The 20,585-nt window shown below is 39.3% G+C and carries 24 protein-coding genes; 17 read left to right on the top strand and 7 right to left on the bottom strand.

Annotated features, from left to right (window positions below; all coding sequences use genetic code 11):
* Positions 1 to 11: 11 nt before the first annotated feature.
* The gene (locus FLM54_RS03800; RefSeq protein WP_178955275.1) at positions 12 to 1,559 is read right to left on the bottom strand and encodes a capsule assembly Wzi family protein; all 1,548 of its coding nucleotides are present in this window, start codon (positions 1,557 to 1,559) and stop codon (positions 12 to 14) included.
* A gap of 190 nt (positions 1,560 to 1,749) precedes the next feature.
* Here FLM54_RS03800 and FLM54_RS03805 point away from each other — a divergent pair, with 190 nt between their 5' ends.
* Both FLM54_RS03805 and FLM54_RS03810 read left to right on the top strand, forming a co-directional pair.
* Entirely contained in the window at positions 1,750 to 2,823 is a 1,074-nt protein-coding gene (locus FLM54_RS03805; protein ID WP_178955277.1) for a glycosyltransferase family 1 protein, read from the top strand.
* On the top strand, positions 2,820 to 3,905 hold the full coding sequence (locus FLM54_RS03810; protein WP_178955279.1) for a glycosyltransferase: 1,086 nt from the start codon (positions 2,820 to 2,822) through the stop codon (positions 3,903 to 3,905). The genes FLM54_RS03805 and FLM54_RS03810 overlap by 4 nt, the downstream gene beginning before the upstream one ends.
* On the opposite strand, the gene FLM54_RS03815 is transcribed toward FLM54_RS03810, so the two are convergent.
* On the bottom strand, positions 3,902 to 4,630 hold the full coding sequence (locus tag FLM54_RS03815; RefSeq protein WP_178955281.1) for a 3-deoxy-D-manno-octulosonic acid kinase: 729 nt from the start codon (positions 4,628 to 4,630) through the stop codon (positions 3,902 to 3,904). The two genes, FLM54_RS03810 and FLM54_RS03815, sit on opposite strands and share 4 nt — an antisense overlap.
* A 123-nt stretch (positions 4,631 to 4,753) precedes the next feature.
* Between FLM54_RS03815 and FLM54_RS03820 the strand changes: the two genes are divergently transcribed.
* The 6 genes from FLM54_RS03820 to glpG all read left to right on the top strand — a co-directional run bounded on the left by FLM54_RS03820 (position 4,754) and on the right by glpG (position 10,021).
* Entirely contained in the window at positions 4,754 to 5,815 is a 1,062-nt protein-coding gene (locus FLM54_RS03820) for a glycosyltransferase family 9 protein (protein ID WP_178955283.1), read from the top strand.
* Positions 5,812 to 6,381: a D-glycero-beta-D-manno-heptose 1,7-bisphosphate 7-phosphatase gene (gene gmhB / locus FLM54_RS03825; protein WP_178955285.1), complete on the top strand. Its 570-nt coding sequence runs from the start codon at positions 5,812 to 5,814 to the stop codon at positions 6,379 to 6,381. Before FLM54_RS03820 ends, gmhB begins: the two co-directional genes overlap by 4 nt.
* A gap of 163 nt (positions 6,382 to 6,544) precedes the next feature.
* Positions 6,545 to 7,741, top strand: coding sequence for a glycine C-acetyltransferase (locus FLM54_RS03830; protein ID WP_178955287.1), 1,197 nt, complete (start codon positions 6,545 to 6,547; stop codon positions 7,739 to 7,741).
* Between the two features lie 52 nt (positions 7,742 to 7,793).
* A complete protein-coding gene (gene tdh / locus FLM54_RS03835; protein WP_178955289.1) occupies positions 7,794 to 8,819 on the top strand; it encodes an L-threonine 3-dehydrogenase in 1,026 nt (341 codons plus the stop codon).
* A 66-nt stretch (positions 8,820 to 8,885) separates the two neighbouring features.
* Positions 8,886 to 9,203: a thiosulfate sulfurtransferase GlpE gene (glpE, locus tag FLM54_RS03840; RefSeq protein WP_010390998.1), complete on the top strand. Its 318-nt coding sequence runs from the start codon at positions 8,886 to 8,888 to the stop codon at positions 9,201 to 9,203.
* On the top strand, positions 9,200 to 10,021 hold the full coding sequence (gene glpG, locus FLM54_RS03845) for a rhomboid family intramembrane serine protease GlpG (protein ID WP_010391000.1): 822 nt from the start codon (positions 9,200 to 9,202) through the stop codon (positions 10,019 to 10,021). The genes glpE and glpG overlap by 4 nt, the downstream gene beginning before the upstream one ends.
* Here glpG and FLM54_RS03850 read toward each other — a convergent pair.
* Positions 10,018 to 10,416, bottom strand: a complete 399-nt coding sequence (locus FLM54_RS03850; RefSeq protein ID WP_008115596.1) for a flagellar basal body-associated protein FliL — start codon at positions 10,414 to 10,416, stop codon at positions 10,018 to 10,020. The genes glpG and FLM54_RS03850 overlap by 4 nt on opposite strands.
* 248 nt (positions 10,417 to 10,664) lie before the next feature.
* Between FLM54_RS03850 and FLM54_RS03855 the strand changes: the two genes are divergently transcribed.
* Together FLM54_RS03855 and ubiA are read left to right on the top strand one after the other, a co-directional pair.
* A complete protein-coding gene (locus FLM54_RS03855) occupies positions 10,665 to 11,210 on the top strand; it encodes a chorismate--pyruvate lyase family protein (protein ID WP_178955291.1) in 546 nt (181 codons plus the stop codon).
* Entirely contained in the window at positions 11,207 to 12,085 is an 879-nt protein-coding gene (ubiA, locus tag FLM54_RS03860; RefSeq protein WP_178955293.1) for a 4-hydroxybenzoate octaprenyltransferase, read from the top strand. Before FLM54_RS03855 ends, ubiA begins: the two co-directional genes overlap by 4 nt.
* Here the strand turns inward: ubiA and FLM54_RS03865 are convergent.
* The 3 genes from FLM54_RS03865 to FLM54_RS03875 all read right to left on the bottom strand — a co-directional run bounded on the left by FLM54_RS03865 (position 12,082) and on the right by FLM54_RS03875 (position 14,530).
* Positions 12,082 to 12,702 carry a 2OG-Fe(II) oxygenase gene (locus FLM54_RS03865; RefSeq protein ID WP_178955295.1) on the bottom strand — a complete coding sequence of 207 codons (621 nt, stop codon included), beginning with the start codon at positions 12,700 to 12,702 and terminating at the stop codon, positions 12,082 to 12,084. The two genes, ubiA and FLM54_RS03865, sit on opposite strands and share 4 nt — an antisense overlap.
* Positions 12,703 to 12,958: 256 nt before the next feature.
* A complete protein-coding gene (locus tag FLM54_RS03870; protein WP_138605089.1) occupies positions 12,959 to 13,837 on the bottom strand; it encodes a LysR family transcriptional regulator in 879 nt (292 codons plus the stop codon).
* 243 nt (positions 13,838 to 14,080) lie between these two features.
* Positions 14,081 to 14,530 (bottom strand): DUF2721 domain-containing protein, encoded by a 450-nt coding sequence (locus tag FLM54_RS03875; protein WP_138605088.1) that lies wholly within the window; start codon positions 14,528 to 14,530, stop codon positions 14,081 to 14,083.
* Positions 14,531 to 14,593: 63 nt separating this feature from the next.
* Here FLM54_RS03875 and FLM54_RS03880 point away from each other — a divergent pair, with 63 nt between their 5' ends.
* Genes FLM54_RS03880 through tsaD form a run of 3 tightly spaced genes read left to right on the top strand, consistent with a single transcriptional unit; the run spans position 14,594 to position 16,600 of the window.
* Positions 14,594 to 14,968 carry a DUF2007 domain-containing protein gene (locus tag FLM54_RS03880; protein WP_372239236.1) on the top strand — a complete coding sequence of 125 codons (375 nt, stop codon included), beginning with the start codon at positions 14,594 to 14,596 and terminating at the stop codon, positions 14,966 to 14,968.
* Positions 14,952 to 15,542, top strand: coding sequence for a YjaG family protein (locus FLM54_RS03885; protein WP_178955297.1), 591 nt, complete (start codon positions 14,952 to 14,954; stop codon positions 15,540 to 15,542). Before FLM54_RS03880 ends, FLM54_RS03885 begins: the two co-directional genes overlap by 17 nt.
* Before the next feature lie 44 nt (positions 15,543 to 15,586).
* Positions 15,587 to 16,600: a tRNA (adenosine(37)-N6)-threonylcarbamoyltransferase complex transferase subunit TsaD gene (gene tsaD / locus FLM54_RS03890; RefSeq protein ID WP_178955299.1), complete on the top strand. Its 1,014-nt coding sequence runs from the start codon at positions 15,587 to 15,589 to the stop codon at positions 16,598 to 16,600.
* 23 nt (positions 16,601 to 16,623) lie between these two features.
* On the opposite strand, the gene plsY is transcribed toward tsaD, so the two are convergent.
* A complete protein-coding gene (gene plsY / locus FLM54_RS03895; RefSeq protein ID WP_010391012.1) occupies positions 16,624 to 17,229 on the bottom strand; it encodes a glycerol-3-phosphate 1-O-acyltransferase PlsY in 606 nt (201 codons plus the stop codon).
* A 207-nt stretch (positions 17,230 to 17,436) separates the two neighbouring features.
* Between plsY and folB the strand changes: the two genes are divergently transcribed.
* The 4 genes from folB to mpl all read left to right on the top strand — a co-directional run bounded on the left by folB (position 17,437) and on the right by mpl (position 20,584).
* Complete coding sequence (gene folB, locus FLM54_RS03900; RefSeq protein ID WP_178955301.1) at positions 17,437 to 17,796, top strand: dihydroneopterin aldolase; 360 nt, start codon at positions 17,437 to 17,439, stop codon at positions 17,794 to 17,796.
* A complete protein-coding gene (gene folK / locus FLM54_RS03905) occupies positions 17,797 to 18,285 on the top strand; it encodes a 2-amino-4-hydroxy-6-hydroxymethyldihydropteridine diphosphokinase (RefSeq protein WP_075170695.1) in 489 nt (162 codons plus the stop codon).
* The gene (locus FLM54_RS03910; RefSeq protein ID WP_178955303.1) at positions 18,282 to 19,082 is read left to right on the top strand and encodes an undecaprenyl-diphosphate phosphatase; all 801 of its coding nucleotides are present in this window, start codon (positions 18,282 to 18,284) and stop codon (positions 19,080 to 19,082) included. The genes folK and FLM54_RS03910 overlap by 4 nt, the downstream gene beginning before the upstream one ends.
* Before the next feature lie 146 nt (positions 19,083 to 19,228).
* The gene (gene mpl / locus FLM54_RS03915) at positions 19,229 to 20,584 is read left to right on the top strand and encodes a UDP-N-acetylmuramate:L-alanyl-gamma-D-glutamyl-meso-diaminopimelate ligase (protein ID WP_178955305.1); all 1,356 of its coding nucleotides are present in this window, start codon (positions 19,229 to 19,231) and stop codon (positions 20,582 to 20,584) included.
* The last annotated feature ends 1 nt before the right edge of the window (position 20,585 follow it).

Below are 20,585 nucleotides of genomic sequence, written 5' to 3' on the forward strand. Positions count from 1 at the left end.
TGCTTGCAAAACTAAAAGTTATATTCGAACTTTGCAAATGCAGACGTATCGTTTTCTGCTCCATCGTTATTAGAGGCAAGTCCACCAAGGGTCAAGCGCCCCCCCATGGCAAGCATTCTGTAACGTACTTCAAGCTGTTTAGAGCTAAATGCTGTTTTGGTAATCGAGTTACCTAAATCAGGGTTATTTGGGTAACGGTCACGGTTGTCGCTGTTGTAGTCAATATCACGTAATTTTACTTGCCAGTCAGTTCCGCTTGAGAGTTGCCCAAGTACGGTTAACACTAGCGATTGTGAATCATTATCATAGGTAGAGCCGATAGGGCGACCATGGTAACGATACCCTGAATTATAAATACTGTGCTCATAGAAGCAGTTTTCAGTTGCTGATGTGGCAGAACACGCTACGCCGGTATCAGTGTATTCTAGGTTAAATAAAATATTCTGATTATAAATGCGAGTCGTGGTTTGTATTCCACCAAGATAGCCTCTGTCTACTGGCTTAATGCCGCCACTGGTATCTTCACCAATCGTGCTTGCATATACCGCATAAGGTTGATCAAACAAAGTGTCAGACCAACGAATATCAAAGCCCGCGAGTTGATTCCCCAAGCGAGTTATAAGCTCACCATCACAATCATTGGTACCATCAACACATTCACCTCCGCCGGTTATTAAATCAAAAAAGTCGCCTGCTGAACTGGGTTGTCCCTTGCCAGCCCATTGTGCTGACCAACTAAAGCCAATTTCTAATTGTTGAATTGGACGAAGATTTAAACGAGTACTCCATAATAATGCATCAGGTACAACTCGGGTTGATTCAAGCTTAGCCATTTGTGCTGTAAAGCTCCACTGACCAATCCAGCTAAGCCAAGGCGTTTCGAACGCGCTACTTTGTTCTCGGCTGAGGCTTATTGCGGGAAGTGGCTTTGAATTACCAGACATAATTAAGCTGTTATCAACACCTGGGCCCCAAAATTGCTCAACGGCACCTGCTCTTACAATCCAATTACCCATACGATAAGCTAAATAGCTGTCATCTAAAGAGGTATCATTACAGTCTGTTAGCACTTGCTCATTTTTGGCTATATCGTCAGTTGTTTTGCCATTGACTAAACAGTTTTTGCCATCACTGCGATGATTAAGCGCAACTTTAGCCGCAAAGTTATGTCCTAGATAAGCATAAGCTGCTGTTAATTCAGACTCTTGAGTATTTGTTGCCCCAAAGCTAGTAACGGCTAATGGATCTGAGTTGGCGGAAGCTGAAAGTTGTACACTATGAGAACCACTATTTTCTGACTTATAACGATGTTTCACACGCAATAACGCATCCTGCAGGCGAGGAGGTAATTGTTCTAACGTCGTATTATTTACATCATTAATAAAGCTTTTCCACATTAATGGATACGTTGTTACTGGCGCTAAAATAATGCCAGCATCGGCAAGCTGTTGTATATCAGCTCTAAGACCATAGTCATCAGGCTTTACCCAGGGTTCAGCATTCACGGTTGTGGTTACGGCACAAAAAAGCGAAGAAAGTATAAAAATTTTGTTTCGCAAAGCTCAGATCCTTGTGATTTATATTGCGGCTAAGTCTAGCAATCTACGCCCTTTATTGCAGTAATTAAATCAACTCATTAAACAAAGATTAGCTAAAAAATATTACTCCGGAACAGATTAAAACACTGTAGCTCTATCGTAAAAAAGATGGCGTTGATATACTCGCTGCAAAGGAAAAGCAGAGATAGTAATGAGCAACAAACGACTTTTATTTATTCCCGTGTCATCGCCAGAAGGTATTGGTGAATATATGCGCTCGTTACAGCTAGCTCAAACCTTAAAGGCTGAGTATGGCAAGCAGTTAGATATTCATTTTATTTTAAATAAACATACGGCTTATGCTAAAAACTGCCCATTCCCTACCTTATTGTTAAATCAATCGGCAACAAAAGAAAATACGCACGTATGTCAGTTTATTAAGCAATACAAACCAGATGCGGTGCTATTTGATTGTGCAGGACGCGCTGAGCAAATGAAAGCTGCAAAAAAAGTGGGTGCTAAAGTTGTTTTTATTTCACAGCATGCAAAAAAGCGAGCAAAAGGTTTAAAGCTTAATAGAGCGGGCCTTATTGATACTCATTGGGTGGTTCAGCCTGATTACTGTATCGACCCTCTTTCATGGTATGAAAAACTAAAGCTCAATATGGTGCCATTGGCATACCCTAAAAATGTAGGGCCATTTACTGTTTTTGCTTCAGAGCAACAAAAAAGTGATGTACTGACACGTTATAACTTACAAGAAAAAGAATTTTTTATTGTTAACGCGGGCTCTGGTGGGCATACAGTTAATGGCGTGAATTGCGCAGATTTATATTTTCAAGCAGGGCTTATTATTGCTAAGCAAACAGGCTTGAAAGGTGTTGTGGTATTTGGTCCTAATTACACTAAGTCGTTACCTAAAAGCGATGAGTTAATTTGTTTGCCAAGCCAAGAGGGGAGTGAATTTTTAGCCTTACTAAGTCAGGCTAAGGTGGCATTATTAAGCGCGGGCGATACTTTACTTCAAGCCATTGCTTTACAAACTCCAACGATAGCATGTGCTATTTCAAAAGATCAAAATGAGCGAGTTGTTCGTTGTGCGAGTACCGGTGTTGTTAAAGAGGCTAAGCTTGATATTTTAAATATTACCCAAAAAATAAAAGAGCTACTTTTTGAGCCAAATTATAATAATACAGTTAGCCAATACGAGTCGCTAGAAAATGTGCATAGCTTTGATGTTATAACCAAAGGAGTACAAGCGTTGTTAACAGGAAGTAAGCTATGAATATTGTTATTGTAATTGACTCCCTCGTTGGTGGTGGCGCTGAAAAAGTAATGCTTACTTTGGCGCAGGAAATGGTATCAAAAGCCCACAATGTGACTATTTTGTCATTGGCGCAAAATATTGAATATGACATTCCAAACACCTTATCTGTTGAAAGTTTATTTTCAGGTCGAGCAACAAAAGTTGATCGATTTTGGCAGATAAAAAAGAATGTTAAAGTATTAGAGACATGGTTTGAGCAAAAGTTACTTCAACTTGGTTCTATTGATTTAGTACTTTCTAATTTAGATCGTAGTAATAACTTATTAGCAAAAAGTAAAATAGAAAATATCCATTTTGTTGTTCATAACTCAGTTAATGCAGAGCTCTCTAGACAAAAAAAACTAGGTCCACTTTCATATATATATCTTAAAAAAAGCAAACAAAATTTAAATGGGAAGTCTTTGATCTGTGTTTCCAAAGGAGTTGAAGAAGAAATAAAGCAAGGCAACTTAATTAGTCCAAGTGCTATAACGACTATTTATAACCCATTCAACTTTAAAGAAATTTATGAGCAAGCTAATGAATCAAATATTAATATACCAGATACACCTTACTTGATTCATGTGGGGCGTTTAGCTAAACAAAAACGCCATGATATTTTATTTTCTGCATTTGCCAAATTAGATAAAAAATATAAATTGGTATTGTTATGTAACAAAAAAGAAAAGGCATTAAAGTTGGCTAAAGAATATGGTATCGAAAGTCGGCTTATTGTTCCGGGGTTTGTACAAAACCCATACAACTGGATAAATCAGGCGAAAGCTTTATTGTTAAGCTCAGACTTTGAAGGCTTTGGTAATGTGTTAGTCGAGGCTTTGGCTGTAGGAACACCAGTTGTCAGTACTGAGTGTCCTCATGGTCCAAGTGAAATACTTACAGGTGAGTTAAGCAAATATTTAGTACCAATAGGTCAAAGCGAAGAGCTTGCACTGGCAGTTAAGCAAGTGCTCGCAGATAACCCAAATGTAGGCAAAGCAGCTATTTTAGAAAAAGTGTGTGCCGATAGGGTAACAGAGCAATACTTAGCATTAGCAAACTAGTTTTTATTAGTTAACCCGTCACGATAGTGTTTATCTAAACGCTGCCAATCGTTTTGCTGCCAATGAAAGTTGCTATTGCGGCTTTGCTCTTTTAAAAAGGAGCGCTGTAAGCGAGACATGTTGCTTTGTTGCCATTTTTTATGGGGCACTTTTATTTCGCCACGGTCAAAGTCGATAATGTAAACATCACCAGAGTCATCAAATAAAATATTATTAATATTTAAATCAGCGTGATACACCCCTTTACTATGAAATTGGGCAATAGTTTGCGCTATTTTTTTTACCTCAGCTTCACTCAATGTGCGTTCAATTAGTATATCTAATATACTTTTAGCGTCGCTTACCGCTTCAGTAATAATATCACCTCGGTAAATAAAGCCATGTCGGCTCACTTTAGCTGCAATAGGCTTTGGTACATTTAAGCCTAACTCTATTAATCGAGTCATTAAGCTAAATTCTTGATAAACACGGGTATGCTCAAGTCCGAAGTATAAATATTGATCGCTGAGTAGTTTTCCTATTAGGCCGCCACGCCAATAATGGCGCAATACAGCTGTTAAATCTGCGTGTTTAAAAAACCAAGCAGTTGCACGCCCCTTTTTAGCGCCGACAATTTTTTGCTGTTGTTGCCAGAAATTGGGCTCAAACCAATCTAACTCTATTTCGGTGCTATATTGAGGATGGCTTAAAATGACATGGTTATTTTTGACGTGTTGATTAAACATAGCTCATAGGATTCGCTTAAATATGTGCACATATTAACGTGTTTTCAGGCTAAGGATAAGTACTTGCAATGACGCGATTATAATTTAAGATCGGGTTTTATTATTTTACCTCCAAGGAAACGTGTGACTTCAGCGCCTACTTACACATCTATTTGTATTTTACGTCTTTCTGCCATTGGTGATGTATGCCATGCAGTGAGTGCAGTACAAGCAATTCAAAAAGCGCATCCAAATGCTAAAATTACATGGGTGATAGGGAAGGTCGAGGCGATGCTGTTAGCAGATTTGCCTGGCGTTGAGCTTGTTGTATTTGATAAAAAACAAGGAAAAACGGCACTGAAACAGTTAAAGCAAACCTTCAAAGGGCAGTGTTTTGACGTACTACTTAATATGCAAGTGGCTTTAAGAGCTGGTTTTGTCGCTCGCTGTATTCCTGCCAAAGTTAAAATTGGTTTTGACTGGGCTCGTTCAAAAGAGCTGCATAGTTTATTTATTAATAAACGCATTAAAGCCCAATCTCAGGCGCATGTTTTAGAGGGATTTAAAGGCTTTGCTCAAACAATTGGTGTTGATGATTATGTCCCTGTTTGGAATATGCCCTATACCGACAAAGATCAAGCTAAAGCTGATGAGCTGTTAGGTGACGACTATTTATCAAATAAGTTATTTGTTATTTCGCCAGCGGCAAGTAAAGCACAGCGTAACTGGTTAGCCGAACGCTATGCCGTGCTTGCTGATTATGCCAATGCGCAAGGTTTTAAAGTAGTGCTAACCGGTGGGCCTACTGAACTTGAAATTAATTTAGCAAATAGCATCATTAAATACAGTGATTCACCCATTCTGAACTTGGTGGGTAAAACAAAACTCAAAGAATTATTGTGCGTACTTAAGCGTGCGGGTTTAGTACTTGCGCCCGATACAGGCCCAGCCCATATGGCGGTTACTGTTGGCACGCCTGTTATTGGTCTATATGCGCATTCAAACCCAGCGCGAACGGGGCCTTATTTATACCAAGATTACGTGGTTGAGGTTTATCACCAAAACTTATTAAAGCAAACAGGTAAAACCGCCGAGCAATTGCCTTGGGGTACTCGGGTTAAAGGCGATGATTTAATGAGTCAAATAACCACGGATACAGTAAAAGAAATGTTTGACCATGTTGTTAATAAAGAGTCGTTATTATGAATGATAAACACATAAATAAGGCGCTTTTTTTAGACCGTGATGGTGTAGTAAATGTTGATCATGGCTATGTATTTAAAAGCGAAGAGTTTGAATTTATAGATGGTGTGTTTTCAACGTGTAAAGCATTTTATGACGCGGGCTACAAAATAATTGTTGTAACGAACCAATCAGGGATTGGTCGAGGTTATTACTCAGAAGCCGATTTTTTTGCCCTTAACATATGGATGAAAGCGCAGTTTAGTCATCATCAAATTGAAATTACTGATGTTTATTTTTGTCCTCATCATCCTGAAAATGCATTACCAGCGTATTTAACAGATTGCGATTGCAGAAAGCCAGCGCCTGGTATGTTACTTCAAGGAATGAAAGATCATCATATCGACCCTGCACTGAGTGTGATGGTGGGGGACAAACGAGGTGATATGCAAGCTGCTATAAGCGCCAATATACGCACTAAAGTATTGGTACGTTCGGGGCAAACAGTTGATGAGCAAGCCGTAAAGTCTGCTGACTATGTTTGTGACTCAATCAAGGAACTTCCTGTTTTGCTTGCTGATCTCATTTAATATATATCTCATGCCTGTAAACTGGCAGCTTTTCCTGCCAATTAGCTAATTTGCGACGAATGACAAACAGTGCAATTTGGTGCTTAAACTTTTACAATACCCGCATTATAAATAGCAGCAACGCGTCTGCTGTTTAACCCGTTCAACCAAATGGAGATCACAGATGAGAGCATCTGCTTTTTTTAGCCAATTACAACAGCAAATCGAAGACGTTAAAGCTGAAGGTTTGTACAAAAATGAACGTGTTATCACTTCACAGCAGCAAGCTCAAATTGAAGTGGCATCAGGTGATAAAGTTATTAATTTTTGTGCTAACAACTACTTAGGTTTAGCTAACAGCCCAGAGCTAATTGCAGCTGCACAAAAAGGTTTAGATGACCATGGTTTCGGTGTGGCATCTGTGCGTTTCATTTGTGGCACACAAGATATTCATAAGACGCTTGAGAAAAAAATCAGTCAATTTTTAGAGACTGAGGACACCATTTTGTATTCATCATGTTTTGATGCGAATACAGGCTTGTTTGAAACTATTTTAGGTGCAGACGATGCGATTATTTCTGATTCATTAAACCATGCTTCTATTATTGATGGTGTTCGTTTATGTAAAGCAAAGCGTTTCCGTTATGCAAATAACGATATGGCAGATTTAGAAAAGCAATTAATTGCAGCCGATGAAGCCGGTGCTAAAACTAAACTAATTGCTACTGATGGCGTGTTCTCAATGGATGGCGTTATTTGTAATTTAGAAGCAGTGTGTGATTTAGCCGACAAATACGACGCACTCGTTATGGTTGATGACTCACATGCCGTTGGTTTTGTTGGCGAAAACGGTAAAGGTACACCTGAGTACTGTAATGTACTCGACCGTGTCGATATTATTACTGGCACCTTAGGTAAAGCGCTTGGTGGAGCTTCTGGTGGTTATACCTCAGGTAAAAAAGAAATTGTTGAGTGGCTTCGTCAGCGTTCTCGTCCTTACTTATTCTCAAATTCATTAGCGCCTTCAATTGTAACAGCGTCAATCAAAGTACTAGAAATGCTTGAAAATGGCGGTGAGCTTCGCGCTAAGCTATGGTCAAACGCTAAATACTTCCGCGAGCAAATGGAAACGGCAGGTTTTACCTGTGCAGGTAAAGATCATGCGATTATTCCAGTGATGCTAGGAGATGCCAAAGTAGCGTCACTTATGGCTGATAAGCTTTTGGCCGAAGGGATTTATGTAACTGGGTTCTCATTCCCTGTTGTACCAAAAGGTCAGGCGCGTATTCGTACCCAAATTTCTGCAGCGCACAGCAAGGAACAGCTTGATACAGCCATTGCAGCATTTACCCGTATTGGTAAAGAGATTGGTGTTATTTAATTTTCTTGTTAAATCGCGGTTATAGTCGCGATTTTTTAATTGAGTGTGGATTATGAAAGCATTATCAAAGTTAAAAGCAGAACCGGGCATTTGGATGACAGATGCGCCAAAGCCTGAAGTAGGCCATAACGATCTGTTAATTAAGATACGTAAAACGGCTATTTGTGGCACCGATGTTCACATTTATAAGTGGGATGAGTGGGCACAAAACACCATTCCTACGCCTATGGTGGTTGGCCACGAATATGTGGGTGAAGTAATTGACATGGGCCAAGAAGTTCGCGGTTTCGAAGTTGGCGACCGTGTATCAGGTGAAGGTCATATAACCTGTGGTCATTGTCGTAACTGTCGTGCTGGACGCGTTCATTTATGCCGAAATACAACCGGTGTGGGCGTTAACCGCGAAGGTGCATTTGCTGAGTACCTAGTGATCCCAGCATTTAATGCGTTTAAAATCCCAGATAATATTAGCGATGAACTGGCCTCTATTTTTGACCCGTTTGGTAATGCAGTACATACCGCTTTATCGTTTGATTTAGTGGGTGAAGATGTATTAATCACTGGTGCAGGCCCTATTGGTATTATGGCTGCAGCTGTAGCTAAACATGTAGGTGCACGTTATGTGGTTATCACCGACGTAAATGAATACCGCCTAGACTTAGCGCGTAAAATGGGCGCAACGCGTGCTGTAAACGTTGCAAATGAAAAGCTTGAAGATGTAGCTAAAGATCTAGGTATGACCGAAGGCTTTGATATTGGCTTAGAGATGTCAGGTGTTCCGAGTGCATTTAATGCCATGCTAAATAACATGAATCATGGCGGCAAAATTGCCATGTTAGGTATTCCACCTTCAGATATGGCGGTCGATTGGAATCAAGTAATTTTTAAAGGCTTAGTGATCAAAGGTATTTACGGTCGTGAGATGTTTGAAACTTGGTACAAAATGGCTAGCTTGATTCAATCAGGGCTTGATTTAAAACCAATCATTACTCATCAGTATTCAATTGATGACTTCCAAGCTGGCTTTGATATGATGATTTCAGGCCAATCGGGTAAAGTAATTCTTAACTGGGATTAATTATCCCCTTGTTAAGAGAATTAAAGGCGGCATTTGTCGCCTTTTTTGTAATTATAAGAGAGCACTATGGCATTTAAACATATATCAATCGCACAAACCCTCGAACTACTAGACAAAGAAGATGTGGTGATTGCTGATATTCGCGATCCTAATTCGTATCAGACAGGGCACATTCCTGGCTCTGAAGCGCTTTCAAATGCAAATATCGCCCAATTTATGATGGAAAAAGAGTTTGACCAGCCGATTATTATTGTTTGTTATCACGGCATGAGCTCACAGGGTGCAGCAAGTTACTTAGTAGAGCAAGGCTTTGAAGATGTTTACAGCATGGATGGCGGTTTTACTGCGTGGGAAGCCGCTTACAAGGATAAAGTAGCACGATGATAGAGCTAGGCAGTCTAACTAACCCCCGTGCTGCACAGGGCTTTATAGATTACCTAAAAAGCCAAGGGCTTACAGGGCAAATTCGTACTGAGGATGGTCATACGCTTGTTATTAGTGTGGCACCTGAAGACTTCCATGCAGTGCAGCCTTTATGGAACGAATTTGCTAAAAACCCTAATCATGAGCGTTACCAACAAGCATCATGGCAAGTAGGTACTACGCAGTCACCGTTAAAGTATCAAGGGCAGTCACTTAATTTAGTCGCTCGTTTTAAAGCCTTAAGCTGGCTTAATCAAGGTGTTAGTATTCTCAGCATTGTTGTTTATATTGCCTTTTTATTTGGTGCGTTTGAGCCTATTTATATGGCGTTGCAGTTCAATCCTGCGTCACCACTTACCTGGTTAACACCTGCTGTTGTGCATTTTAGCGCTATGCATATTGTGTTTAACTTAATCTGGTGGGTATCACTGGGTGACAACATTGAAAAGCAATGTGGTAAGTCGAGTTTAATCGGGCTGTTTTTAGTTACTGCTTTAATAAGTAATTGGGCACAGTACTTAATGGTCGGTCCTAACTTTGGTGGGCTTAGCGGTGTTGTATATGGGTTGTTAGGCTTTTGTTGGATTTACAGCGCACTTAATCCTAAACAGCCTGCACTGGTTACAACCGCAATTGTTGGTTTTATGCTGGTATGGTTAGTACTTGGTTTTGCAGATGTATTATTTGTTGGAATGGCTAATTGGGCACACTTAGGTGGGCTTGTTAGCGGTATGGCTTTTGCCTATACCGCTCAGCTTTTTAAAACAAAAAGCGCCTAATGATATAAATATTTAGTAAATAACAGGTCTCGGATTATTTCTTGGCCTGTTTCTTCCTTAAGTAAGCTTTTTAGTTTTTCTGCGCTTTTAAGGCGAATTTGCTCACGCCCTGTTAAAGACTTTATTTTGTTTTCAGGCTCTTTTGATAATATCTCTACTAGCGCATCACGTAACAGCGGGGTGTGGTGTTCTACAATGGCAATATCGGATGTTTTGTTTAGCATTAAATCTACCGTGACGCGAACGTAACCCATTTTTTTACTTGATGGACCAATGTAATTTGTAATAATGTCTGGCTCAAACCCAAAATAACCCACAGTAGACTCAGCACGTGCTGATAAGCTAGTTAGGCTGACTAAAAGAATAAAAAGGCCTGTAAATACTGTTTTTTTCATTTCAAAAGCGTTTCCGTAAACTGGTTACAAATAGTTTATACTTATTAGTAAATAAGATACAGCAAGATGCTGTTATTTGTTGTGTTTGTAAAAGTACTCTGGATTCAAGTTTGGGATAGGCAATAGCGAGAGTCAAATGCTGATTAGCTTTTTATGACACAGGATGTGCTTGGTATTGAGTAAATCGCGCTTTTTCAAATTCGTTGGCAATGTTATGATCTCTCTGATTTTTTTCAAGTAGAGTTATTGTGATTACTTTTCCTCTTTCTTTATCTGCTGATTGGCAGAGTACCGCTCAAGTCACTGGCTTATCTAACGCTGAGAAAGAGTGGTTATTTGAACCGCATTCTTTAACGGCTAAATTAAAAAGTCAGTCTCAGCGTTTTGCTGTAAAAGTGTTGAGTGAGCAAAAAGTAGACCTTTCTCAATCACAGCAAACGCTATTAAGTAAGCAGGTAAGTACAGTACTTAACCGTGAAGTGTTACTGTTGTGTGATGAACAACCGATTGTTTATGCTCAAAGTTGGTTGCCAGTAACAAGTAATAATACAAACAATCAGCTGCACAATATGGGAGAACGCCCGTTAGGTGATGTTATCTTTCAAGATCCTGCGTTAAGGCGCACTGATATTGAAATTGCTCGCTTTGATGATAATCACTCATTGCAATCACTGGTGAGCGAACTTAATTTACCGAATCACTCTTTGCTGGGCAGGCGCAGCGTATTTTCTTTACATAACTATCAATTTTTGGTCTGTGAGGTTTTTTTACCAGGAGCTTACTTATACTCATGAAACTAGCCGCTTTGTCTGTTAATCATATTCCCCATTACATCCAGTTAATGCGAATTGATAAGCCCATAGGCACTTTATTGCTACTTTGGCCAACTTATTGGGCACTATGGATAGCGAATGATGGTCTGCCTAGCTTAACGAACTTCATTGTGTTTACCCTTGGGGTAATAGTTATGCGAAGCGCAGGATGCGTTATCAATGATTTTGCAGATAGAAAAATTGATGGCTCAGTAAAGCGTACTTGTCAGCGGCCGCTAGCGACCGGAGCGGTAAGTAGTGGCGAAGCAATTAGTTTGTTTTTATTACTCGTTGTCATCGCTTTTATATTAGTATTACTGCTTAATACCAATACTATTTTGTTATCGTTTGGTGCACTTGGATTAGCGTTTTGTTATCCCTTTATGAAACGTTACACGCAACTTCCTCAAGTTGTATTGGGCGCGGCTTTTGGTTGGGCAATCCCTATGGCTTTTATGGCATCAATAAACTCTCTACCCGTGCAGGCATGGTTGCTATTTATTGCCAATATTTGCTGGACGGTGGCTTACGACACTATGTACGCAATGGTTGATAGAGACGATGATTTAAAAATAGGAGTAAAATCAACCGCTATTTTATTCGCCAGTTATGACCGCCATATTATAGCGCTACTTAACTTTAGCTTTTTTGCGTTGATGGTTTTAATTGGGTTGATGAATCAAATAGGATTTAGTTTTTGGTTGGGATTAGCTATTGCAGCAATGTTACTTGTGTATCAACAGCGTTTGATTCATTTACGCCAGCGAGATAATTGTTTTAAAGCATTTTTAAATAACCATTACGTAGGACTGGCTATTTTTATTGGTTTATTATTTTCTTACCCCGTTTTTGCTTAACGGGGTGGGTCGATAATGCCACTAATTGACGCGTTTTTTCTGAACCAACCAGCAATCGAATAGCGGTTATCAACAGCAGGAAGTACTTCATGTACAAAGCGTTCGCTTTCAAATAATACCAAAGTGCCTGCTGTGGGTTTTATTACTATTTCTATGCCTTTACTTTTAGGCTTGTAAATAACTAGCTCTCCACCTTTCTCTGGAGAGTTCAAATATAATACGGTAGTAAAAACACGGTTTGAACGACCTTTAAATGCATCTACATGTTTTTTATAAAAATCACCTTGCGTATATTTTGCATAGTGACATTCATAATCAAACAAACCCATAAAGAAAGTTCGATTAAGCGTATTACGAACTGCTTCCATTACTTGCTGGTAGCCAAGTTGTGCATTTGAACTGCCATCAAACCAATAGGTTTTGTCTTTACGAACTGTATTATCAATTTGCAAGTTATTTAATCGACCAATACCAGCAAGGCTAAAGTGTGGATTTATTCTGTAGCAATCTGCCATTAAATCAAAGATTAGGTCACTATCAATGGCGTTTTCAATAATGGCATAACCATGCGTTTCAATCTGCTCTAGATAAATTCCAGAAGCTGTAAAGTTGTTCATTAACGCTAGTCATAATAGTAGGGAGCGTTAGTTTAATGTAAAAAAACTTTAAAGCTACAAATTTATAGCTGTTATCATACCAATTACATTAAATGAGTGCTCCATTATAGCGACAAGTAAATAAGTCAATAGCAAGGCAAAAATAATGACATATAGTTGTTCTATATGAATAATTTTTAACGCAGCTAGCGATTTATTTAATACGCTAAAATGATCATGTTTTTAATAAAGTTGGTATAAAGCGCATGGTGTAATGTTATGCTTTTGATACTTTATTTATTAGCGAGAGTAAGTGATCAACATGCTCACCCGCTTCTATTTGCTGGCTGGTTTGCACAATAAGTTGCTCATGGCTAATATCGTTATTAGTTTTAAGTTGAATCAAATTTTGGTTTTCTGCCACAGAGCTGGTGTGTTCAATACCGGCAATCGCAAAATGGTCTGATTTTTCAAGTCCAGCCATGACCTGCTCAATACTGCCCACTTTAATAGTTGATACTTTATTTAATGAGTCTACTACTTCATTAAGCATTGATTGCACTTGTTTTGACTGTGAAAAACAACTGAACATTGGATAACTTTCGAGTTCTTTTTTACTAATATCGCTTTTATTTGCTAAAGGATGTTGTTTTGAACAAAATAAAATAAGCTGATCAGGTAATTGTATGTCGCTACCAATGCTATTGACTATTTGCGAGCATACACTAATGTCAATTTCGCCTTGAAGTAACTTTCTATGAAGCTCAGTTTTGTTTTGTAGCTGCATTTCGATTTTAACATGCGGGTATTGGCTTAAAAATTCACCGCAGGTAATTGGTACTATGCTGCTAGTTGTTGTGGTGTAACCAATAACCAGTTTTTTCTCTTCAGTGCCATTAATTGACTGAAAAGCACGATGTTTTATTTGTTCTAGCTCATTGAGGGTATTTTTTGCAAAGTCGAGGAAAAGTTCGCCTGCTTGAGTTAATTTAACCGAGCGAGTAGAGCGAGTAACAAGCTCATAGCCAAGCTCTGTTTCAAGAGTTTGAATACTTCGAGTTAACGCCGATGTGCTAATTTGAGTTTGTTCTGCAGCTTGCCTAAAATGACGAAGTAGGCCAAGCGCTACAAATTGTTCTAATTGTTCAAATCTCACTATATAGTCCTTTTTTATAGGTAAGCTAGGGGAATTACAGATTAAATACTGACTTTATATCCCTATAGTTCAGTTGAAGTAATGTTTTTAACCACCTCATTAGATTAACTTTCTTTTTGCCTTATTTAAAGAGAATAGTTGCTAAAAATTGTTATACCTTTGGGTAATGTTAAGTAACTGTTGGGTTTTATCATTAGCCTAATTTGTGCAATTTTATAACCGTTTTCTTAGAATTTCGGTTTGTTAATTACTGTTTTTGCTTTTAGGGTTGGGCTCAATAAAATTTTTACTTACTCGGTTACTTAAAGGCTTACTTTCAATGTTTTGCAATTCAATTTCTATGGCATCACAAGAGATGTGAATTTCAAATAAGGAGGTGAGTAAAGACAAGCTTAAGCAACTTAAACTGACACCAAATAAAATAATGCCCGTGGTATTAAACTCTATAAATAATGCGAACATAGATAGCGTACATAATAAAAAAGCAGCCACTCCGTATACTTGCATGGTTCTTATTAATTTTATTCGCTTTCTAAGGTTGGTTATTTGCGCCACCACAACAGGACGAATAGATTCCCCTTCACGTGCATTCAGTTCTCGTATTAGTTGCGCTAGCACTAAAAATCGGTTTGTATAGGCGAGTAACAACAACGAGATTGCTGGAAAAAGTAAACCTGGAGTAGTTAGCGTCATAATGTGTCCTTAAATCATATTATTTGCTTTAGGTTACGCAGGCAAATTGTACACATAAAGTAAATGAGGTGGATATTGCAAAATATTAATAATAGCGATTCAAATATAACATCATTTGATTGGGTTACGCTTTATAACGCAGAAAATAGTTTAGAGGCCAATATTATAAAAGGATTGATTCTGAATGCGGGAATTGAGTGTCAAATTAAAGGTGAAATGCTGCAAGGTGCAATGGGCGAGATCCCGTTTGAGCAAACACAAGTAAGTGTGCAGGTTTATGCGATAAAAGAGCGCCATGCACGCGAAATATTGGTAAACTATCAGCAAGTAAAACAATCCGCTCCAGATTGGGTGTGCCCTAACTGTAATGAGCATAATGGATCAACATTTGATTTTTGTTGGTCATGTGGGACTTTAAAGAATGACAAAAGCGAATAATTTTCAGCGTATTAGAGAGTTAAATTACCTGCAAAAAGCGGTATTGGCCAGTGCGTTAATAGAGCGTATGTTGCCTAATTATGGACTGTTTAGTGAGGCTACCGGTTTTGGCGATGAGGTTATTTTACGTAATGCTTTAAATGTATGTTGGGAAAAGATACTGCTTCCTAAAAGTAAAATTGACTTAGAAAAGCAAGTCGAAAAAATTGAGCCTAATGTACCTGAACTTGCTGATTTTGATATGTTTGGCACTTACCCTGCGATTGACGCTGCAACTTCATTATTGAGCTTAATGCATGGCCTTTTAGCACAAGACGAGCAAGAATTTGTTAATGTGAGTAAAATATCGCAGGCAACTGTGGCTCGCTTTATTGAGTATCAAATGACGGTTGAAGGGGATGTTGCTGATAACAAAGCAGTGCGTGAACACCCACTAATGCAATACGAAATAGAAGTATTAAGTGAACTAATTGATTTTGTAGAAGCTATGGGGCGTATTACTGCTGAAAATGTAAAAGCATTGAAAAAGCATGTCCTTGCTGATGGCCAAACTAACATCGGTTTAGCACTTTAAGTTATTTGTTTTAAACACCTTGTTAGGTGGCAGGAGAATTAACAATGCGAATTTTAGGCATTGAATCATCATGCGATGAAACTGGTATTGCTATTTATGATGATGAAAAAGGGCTACTGGCTCATCAATTATATAGCCAAGTAAAAGTACATGCTGATTACGGTGGTGTGGTACCTGAACTTGCATCTCGCGATCATGTACGTAAAACATTGCCGCTTATCGAGGCGGCATTTGCGCAAGCTGGCTGTGGACCTGAAGATTTAGACGGCATTGCCTACACGGCAGGACCTGGTTTAGTGGGGGCATTGTTAGTAGGTACCTCAATTGGTCGCTCTTTAGCGTATGGTTGGGACATTCCAGCTGTAGCAGTGCACCATATGGAAGGGCATTTATTAGCGCCAATGCTTGAGGAAAACGTTCCCGAATTTCCATTTATTGCTTTACTCGTATCTGGCGGTCATACCATGATGGTAAAGGTCGCGGGTATTGGCCAATATGAAGTATTGGGTGAGTCGGTAGATGACGCTGCAGGTGAAGCATTTGATAAAACAGCTAAATTACTAGGACTTGATTACCCTGGCGGTCCTCGTTTAGCTAAAATGGCTGAGCAAGGCGTTGCCAAACGATTTGTTTTTCCACGCCCGATGACAGATAAGCCTGGTCTTGATTTTAGCTTTAGTGGCCTAAAAACCGCCGCTTCGATTGCTATTCGTGAAAATGATAGTGACGAGCAAACTAAAGCAGATATTGCCCATGCATTTCAAACAGCTGTTATAGATACTCTAGTGATTAAGTGTAAGCGAGCACTAAAGCAAACAGGTATTAAACGTTTAGTCATAGCCGGTGGTGTAAGTGCTAATACGCAACTACGTTTGCAACTAGAGCGTGTGATGCAAGGTATGAAGGGCGAAGTGTATTACCCACGCACTGAGTTTTGTACCGACAATGGCGCAATGATTGCTTATGCTGGTATGCAGCGTTTAAAAGCGGGGCAGTTTGCTACGCTTGATATGAAAACTAAACCGCGCTGGCCAATCGATAGCCTAGAAGCAATATAGTTAACCAGAACCTAGGTTAGTTATTACTTCTTATCATTTGTAGGGGCTTGTTTAGTCCCTACTTTTGGTTCTTCACCTTTAAATAAACGCACAATATTAGTGCGATGCCTAATAATGATCAGTAGCGTAATAAAGGTCACTGGTAAGGTATATAACGGCTTTATCCACCATGTATATAAAGGTGCTAGCGTCACAGCTACTAACGCTGCAAGGGATGAGTAGCGGGTAATCGCGACAATAATCAGCCAAGTACCAATCAATAACCCACCTAAAGAGAGCCCTATCGGCAGTAACGAGCCAAATGCTGTTGCGACCGCTTTCCCTCCTTTAAAACTAAAAAATAATGGGTACATGTGCCCTAAGCATGCTGCAACCGCAATTAAACCGAGCTCTAGCGGCTCAAGTTTTAAAAAGTAAGCGCCCCAAACAGGGATAGTGCCCTTTAAAATATCAAATATTAACACTAAGCATGCGGGGAGAGCGCCGCCTAAACGGTAAACATTGGTTGCTCCTGGGTTATTGGAGCCATTTGTGCGTGGATCGGGAAGTTTGAATAGCCGCGACACTAAAATGGCCGATGAAATCGAGCCGAGCAAATAGGCTAATACAAACATTAAAATGACTAACACGCGCTTCCTTATTTTTTAATCATTACTTTTAAGCTATTATTGGCGTCAAAATTTACGGGTTTCTTAAATTACTCGCAATTTTGTAATTATTCTATTGTAGAAGTAATTTTAGTATATTTAAACACTGATTAAAGTATATACAGTATTAATTTGATTGATACAATATGTAATTAACTCAGTGACTTGTTACAGTCATTTGGAGTATCAATGGACAAGGTATTTATATCACAATTGCATGTCGAAACGATTATCGGGGTGTATGATTTTGAAAAGAAAAGTAAACAAAGCCTATACTTTGATATTGAAATGCTAAGCGACATTAAGCCCGCAGCACAAAACGACGATATTAACTTAGCATTAGATTACGCTAAGGTGAGTGAGCGAGTTATCGAGCACAGCACGGCTAAACCAGTCGAACTTTTAGAAACGCTAGTGGAACAATTAGCGCAAATTATCTTAACCGAATTTAATACTCCTCAAGTAACGATAAGAGTTAGCAAGCCCGCTGCAGTTTCACAAGCGCAAACTGTGGGTGTAGAGATTACGCGCATCAAGGCTACGGCTTAAATGGCGCAGATATTTATTAGCCTTGGTTCAAACATTAACAAGGCAGAGCATATTCGGCGTGCTCTAGTGGCGTTAAATCAGCACTTTGAAAACACACATCACTCATCAGTATTTGAAAGTGAAGCTGTGGGTTTTGCCGGTAATAACTTTTATAACTCAGTACTTGCAGCCACCACTAACATGGCGCTTGTTGATGTTTGCGCGTTATTAAAACAAATTGAACGCGACAATGGTCGCCAAGCAAATGATAAAAAGTTTAGCCCACGTACACTGGATCTCGATTTACTCTTTTATGATGATGTAATTTGCGAGAGCCCAGCACAATTACCGCGTGACGAAATTACTAAAAATGCCTTTGTCTTGCAGCCTTTAGCTGAGGTGGCCCCTGATTTTTATCATCCGGTAGCAAAACAAACGATTGCCCAAATATGGAATGCATATAACAACCCTCAACAAAAGCTATGGAAGGTGGAGTTTTCTAACCCATGAGTATTATAGAAATAATTGTTTTAGCCCTAATTCAGGGATTTACTGAGTTTTTACCTATATCGAGTTCGGCACACTTAATTTTACCATCACAAATTTTAGGCTGGGAGGATCAAGGGTTAGCGTTCGATGTTGCTGTTCACGTAGGCACTTTAATTGCGGTTGTTATTTATTTCCGTAAAGAAGTAGCCGATATACTCGGTGCTTGGTTTAAATCGTTTGGCGTGCAGGGCACAACAGATGATAGCAAACTAGGTTGGTGGATCATTTTAGGTACCGTGCCAGCAGCTATTTTAGGCTTGTTATTAAAAGATTTTGTTGAACTGTACTTACGCAGTGCATGGGTGATTGCGACCACAACAATCGTATTTGGTCTATTGCTTTGGTACGCCGATGCCAAAGGTAAGCAAATAAAAACAATCTATCAGCTAAACTGGAAAACGGCCCTCATTATTGGCTTTGCACAAGCCGTTGCAATGATCCCTGGCACTTCACGTTCAGGTATTACCATGACAGCGGGTTTAATGTTAGGTATGAACAAACAAAGTGCAGCGCGCTTTTCGTTTTTATTAGCTATTCCAATCATTTCAATGATGGGTATTTATTATACTGCAGAGCTTGCCCTTGGCGATCATATCGTAGATTGGACGGCATTATTGTTAGGTGTAGTGCTGTCGTTTTTATCAGCTTATGCTTGTATTTTTATGTTTTTAAAAGTGATTGAGCGAATGGGAATGCTACCATTTGTTATTTATCGTTTATTATTAGGTGTCGGTTTAATATTCTTTTTAATGCTATAAGTTATTAATCTTCAGGAAAGCCTCCCACTTTGGGAGGCTTTTTTACTTGCGCCAAGGGTTAATGGTAACTTAAGCTAAATTTTGGCATTATAGCGCCATTAAATTTTGCCCTAGAGCAAACTCCGCGCAGGATGAAAGGATAGTAAATGCATATACATATTTTGGGTATTTGTGGCACATTTATGGGTGGTATTGCCGCTATAGCTAAATCATTGGGTCACCACGTTACTGGGTCAGATCAAAACGTTTACCCACCAATGAGTACTCAGTTACAAGAACTGGGTATTGAACTAACACAGGGCTATGACGTATCTCAACTAGAGCCAGCTCCAGATATCGTTGTTATTGGTAATGCTATGAGCCGTGGTAACCCGTGTGTTGAATATGTACTCGATAAGAGCCTGCCTTATACTTCAGGACCTGAGTGGCTAAAACATAACTTACTACAAGATTCGTGGGTGCTGGCTGTGGCAGGAACTCATGGTAAAACAACCACCGCCAGTATGTTGGCGTGGATACTTGAATATGCGGGTTTAAAGCCTGGCTTTTTAATTGGCGGAATTGTACAAAATTTTGGTCTTTCTGCGCGAGTTGGGCAAACGCCATTTTTTGTTATAGAAGCCGATGAGTACGACACGGCCTTTTTTGATAAACGCAGCAAATTTGTTCATTATTTACCTCGAACACTTATTTTAAATAATCTTGAATTTGATCATGCTGATATTTTTGAAGATTTAAACGCAATTAAAAAACAATTTCACCATTTGATTCGTACACTACCGCAAAGCGGCAAAGTGCTGTGGCCAAAAAATGATGAAGCACTGAGCGATGTGATTACAAAAGGCTTGTGGAGCGAGAGCGAAACTCTAGGCGATGACTGGAATTATGAATTACTCAAAGCCGATGGTTCTCAATTTAATGTTTTACTAAATAAGCAGTTACAAGGCGTTGTTAGCTGGCAAGCGATTGGTGAGCATAACGTTAAAAATGCCATGATGGCTATTGCAGCAGCACGCCATGTGGGAATTGCAATAGAACACAGTATTGAAGCTTTGGGTGAATTTATAAGCCCAAAAAGGCGAATGGAGCTTAAAGCAGATATTAATCATATTAAAGTGTATGACGATTTTGCCCATCACCCAACCGCGATTCAAACAACACTTGCGGGGCTGCGTGCTAAAGTGGGGGATGAAAAAATTATTGCGATTTTAGAGCCGCGCTCTAACACCATGAAAATGGGAGTGCATCAATTTACACTTCTCGATTCACTTCGCGATGCAGACGACGTGCTGTTATTTGAGCCAGAAAATTTAAACTGGTCACTTAAAGAGCAAGCTGACAAAGCGGGTATGCAATGCTTTGATTCTACAACCGCTATTATTGATACAGTACTTGAGAATATTGAGCCAAATCAACATGTTTTAATTATGAGTAATGGTGGTTTTAATGGTCTTCATCTGCAACTTGTTGATGGTTTGGCCGATAAATACAGCGGAGAATAAT

It is taken from the genome of Pseudoalteromonas sp. Scap25 (assembly GCF_013394125.1).
Classification (GTDB): domain Bacteria; phylum Pseudomonadota; class Gammaproteobacteria; order Enterobacterales; family Alteromonadaceae; genus Pseudoalteromonas.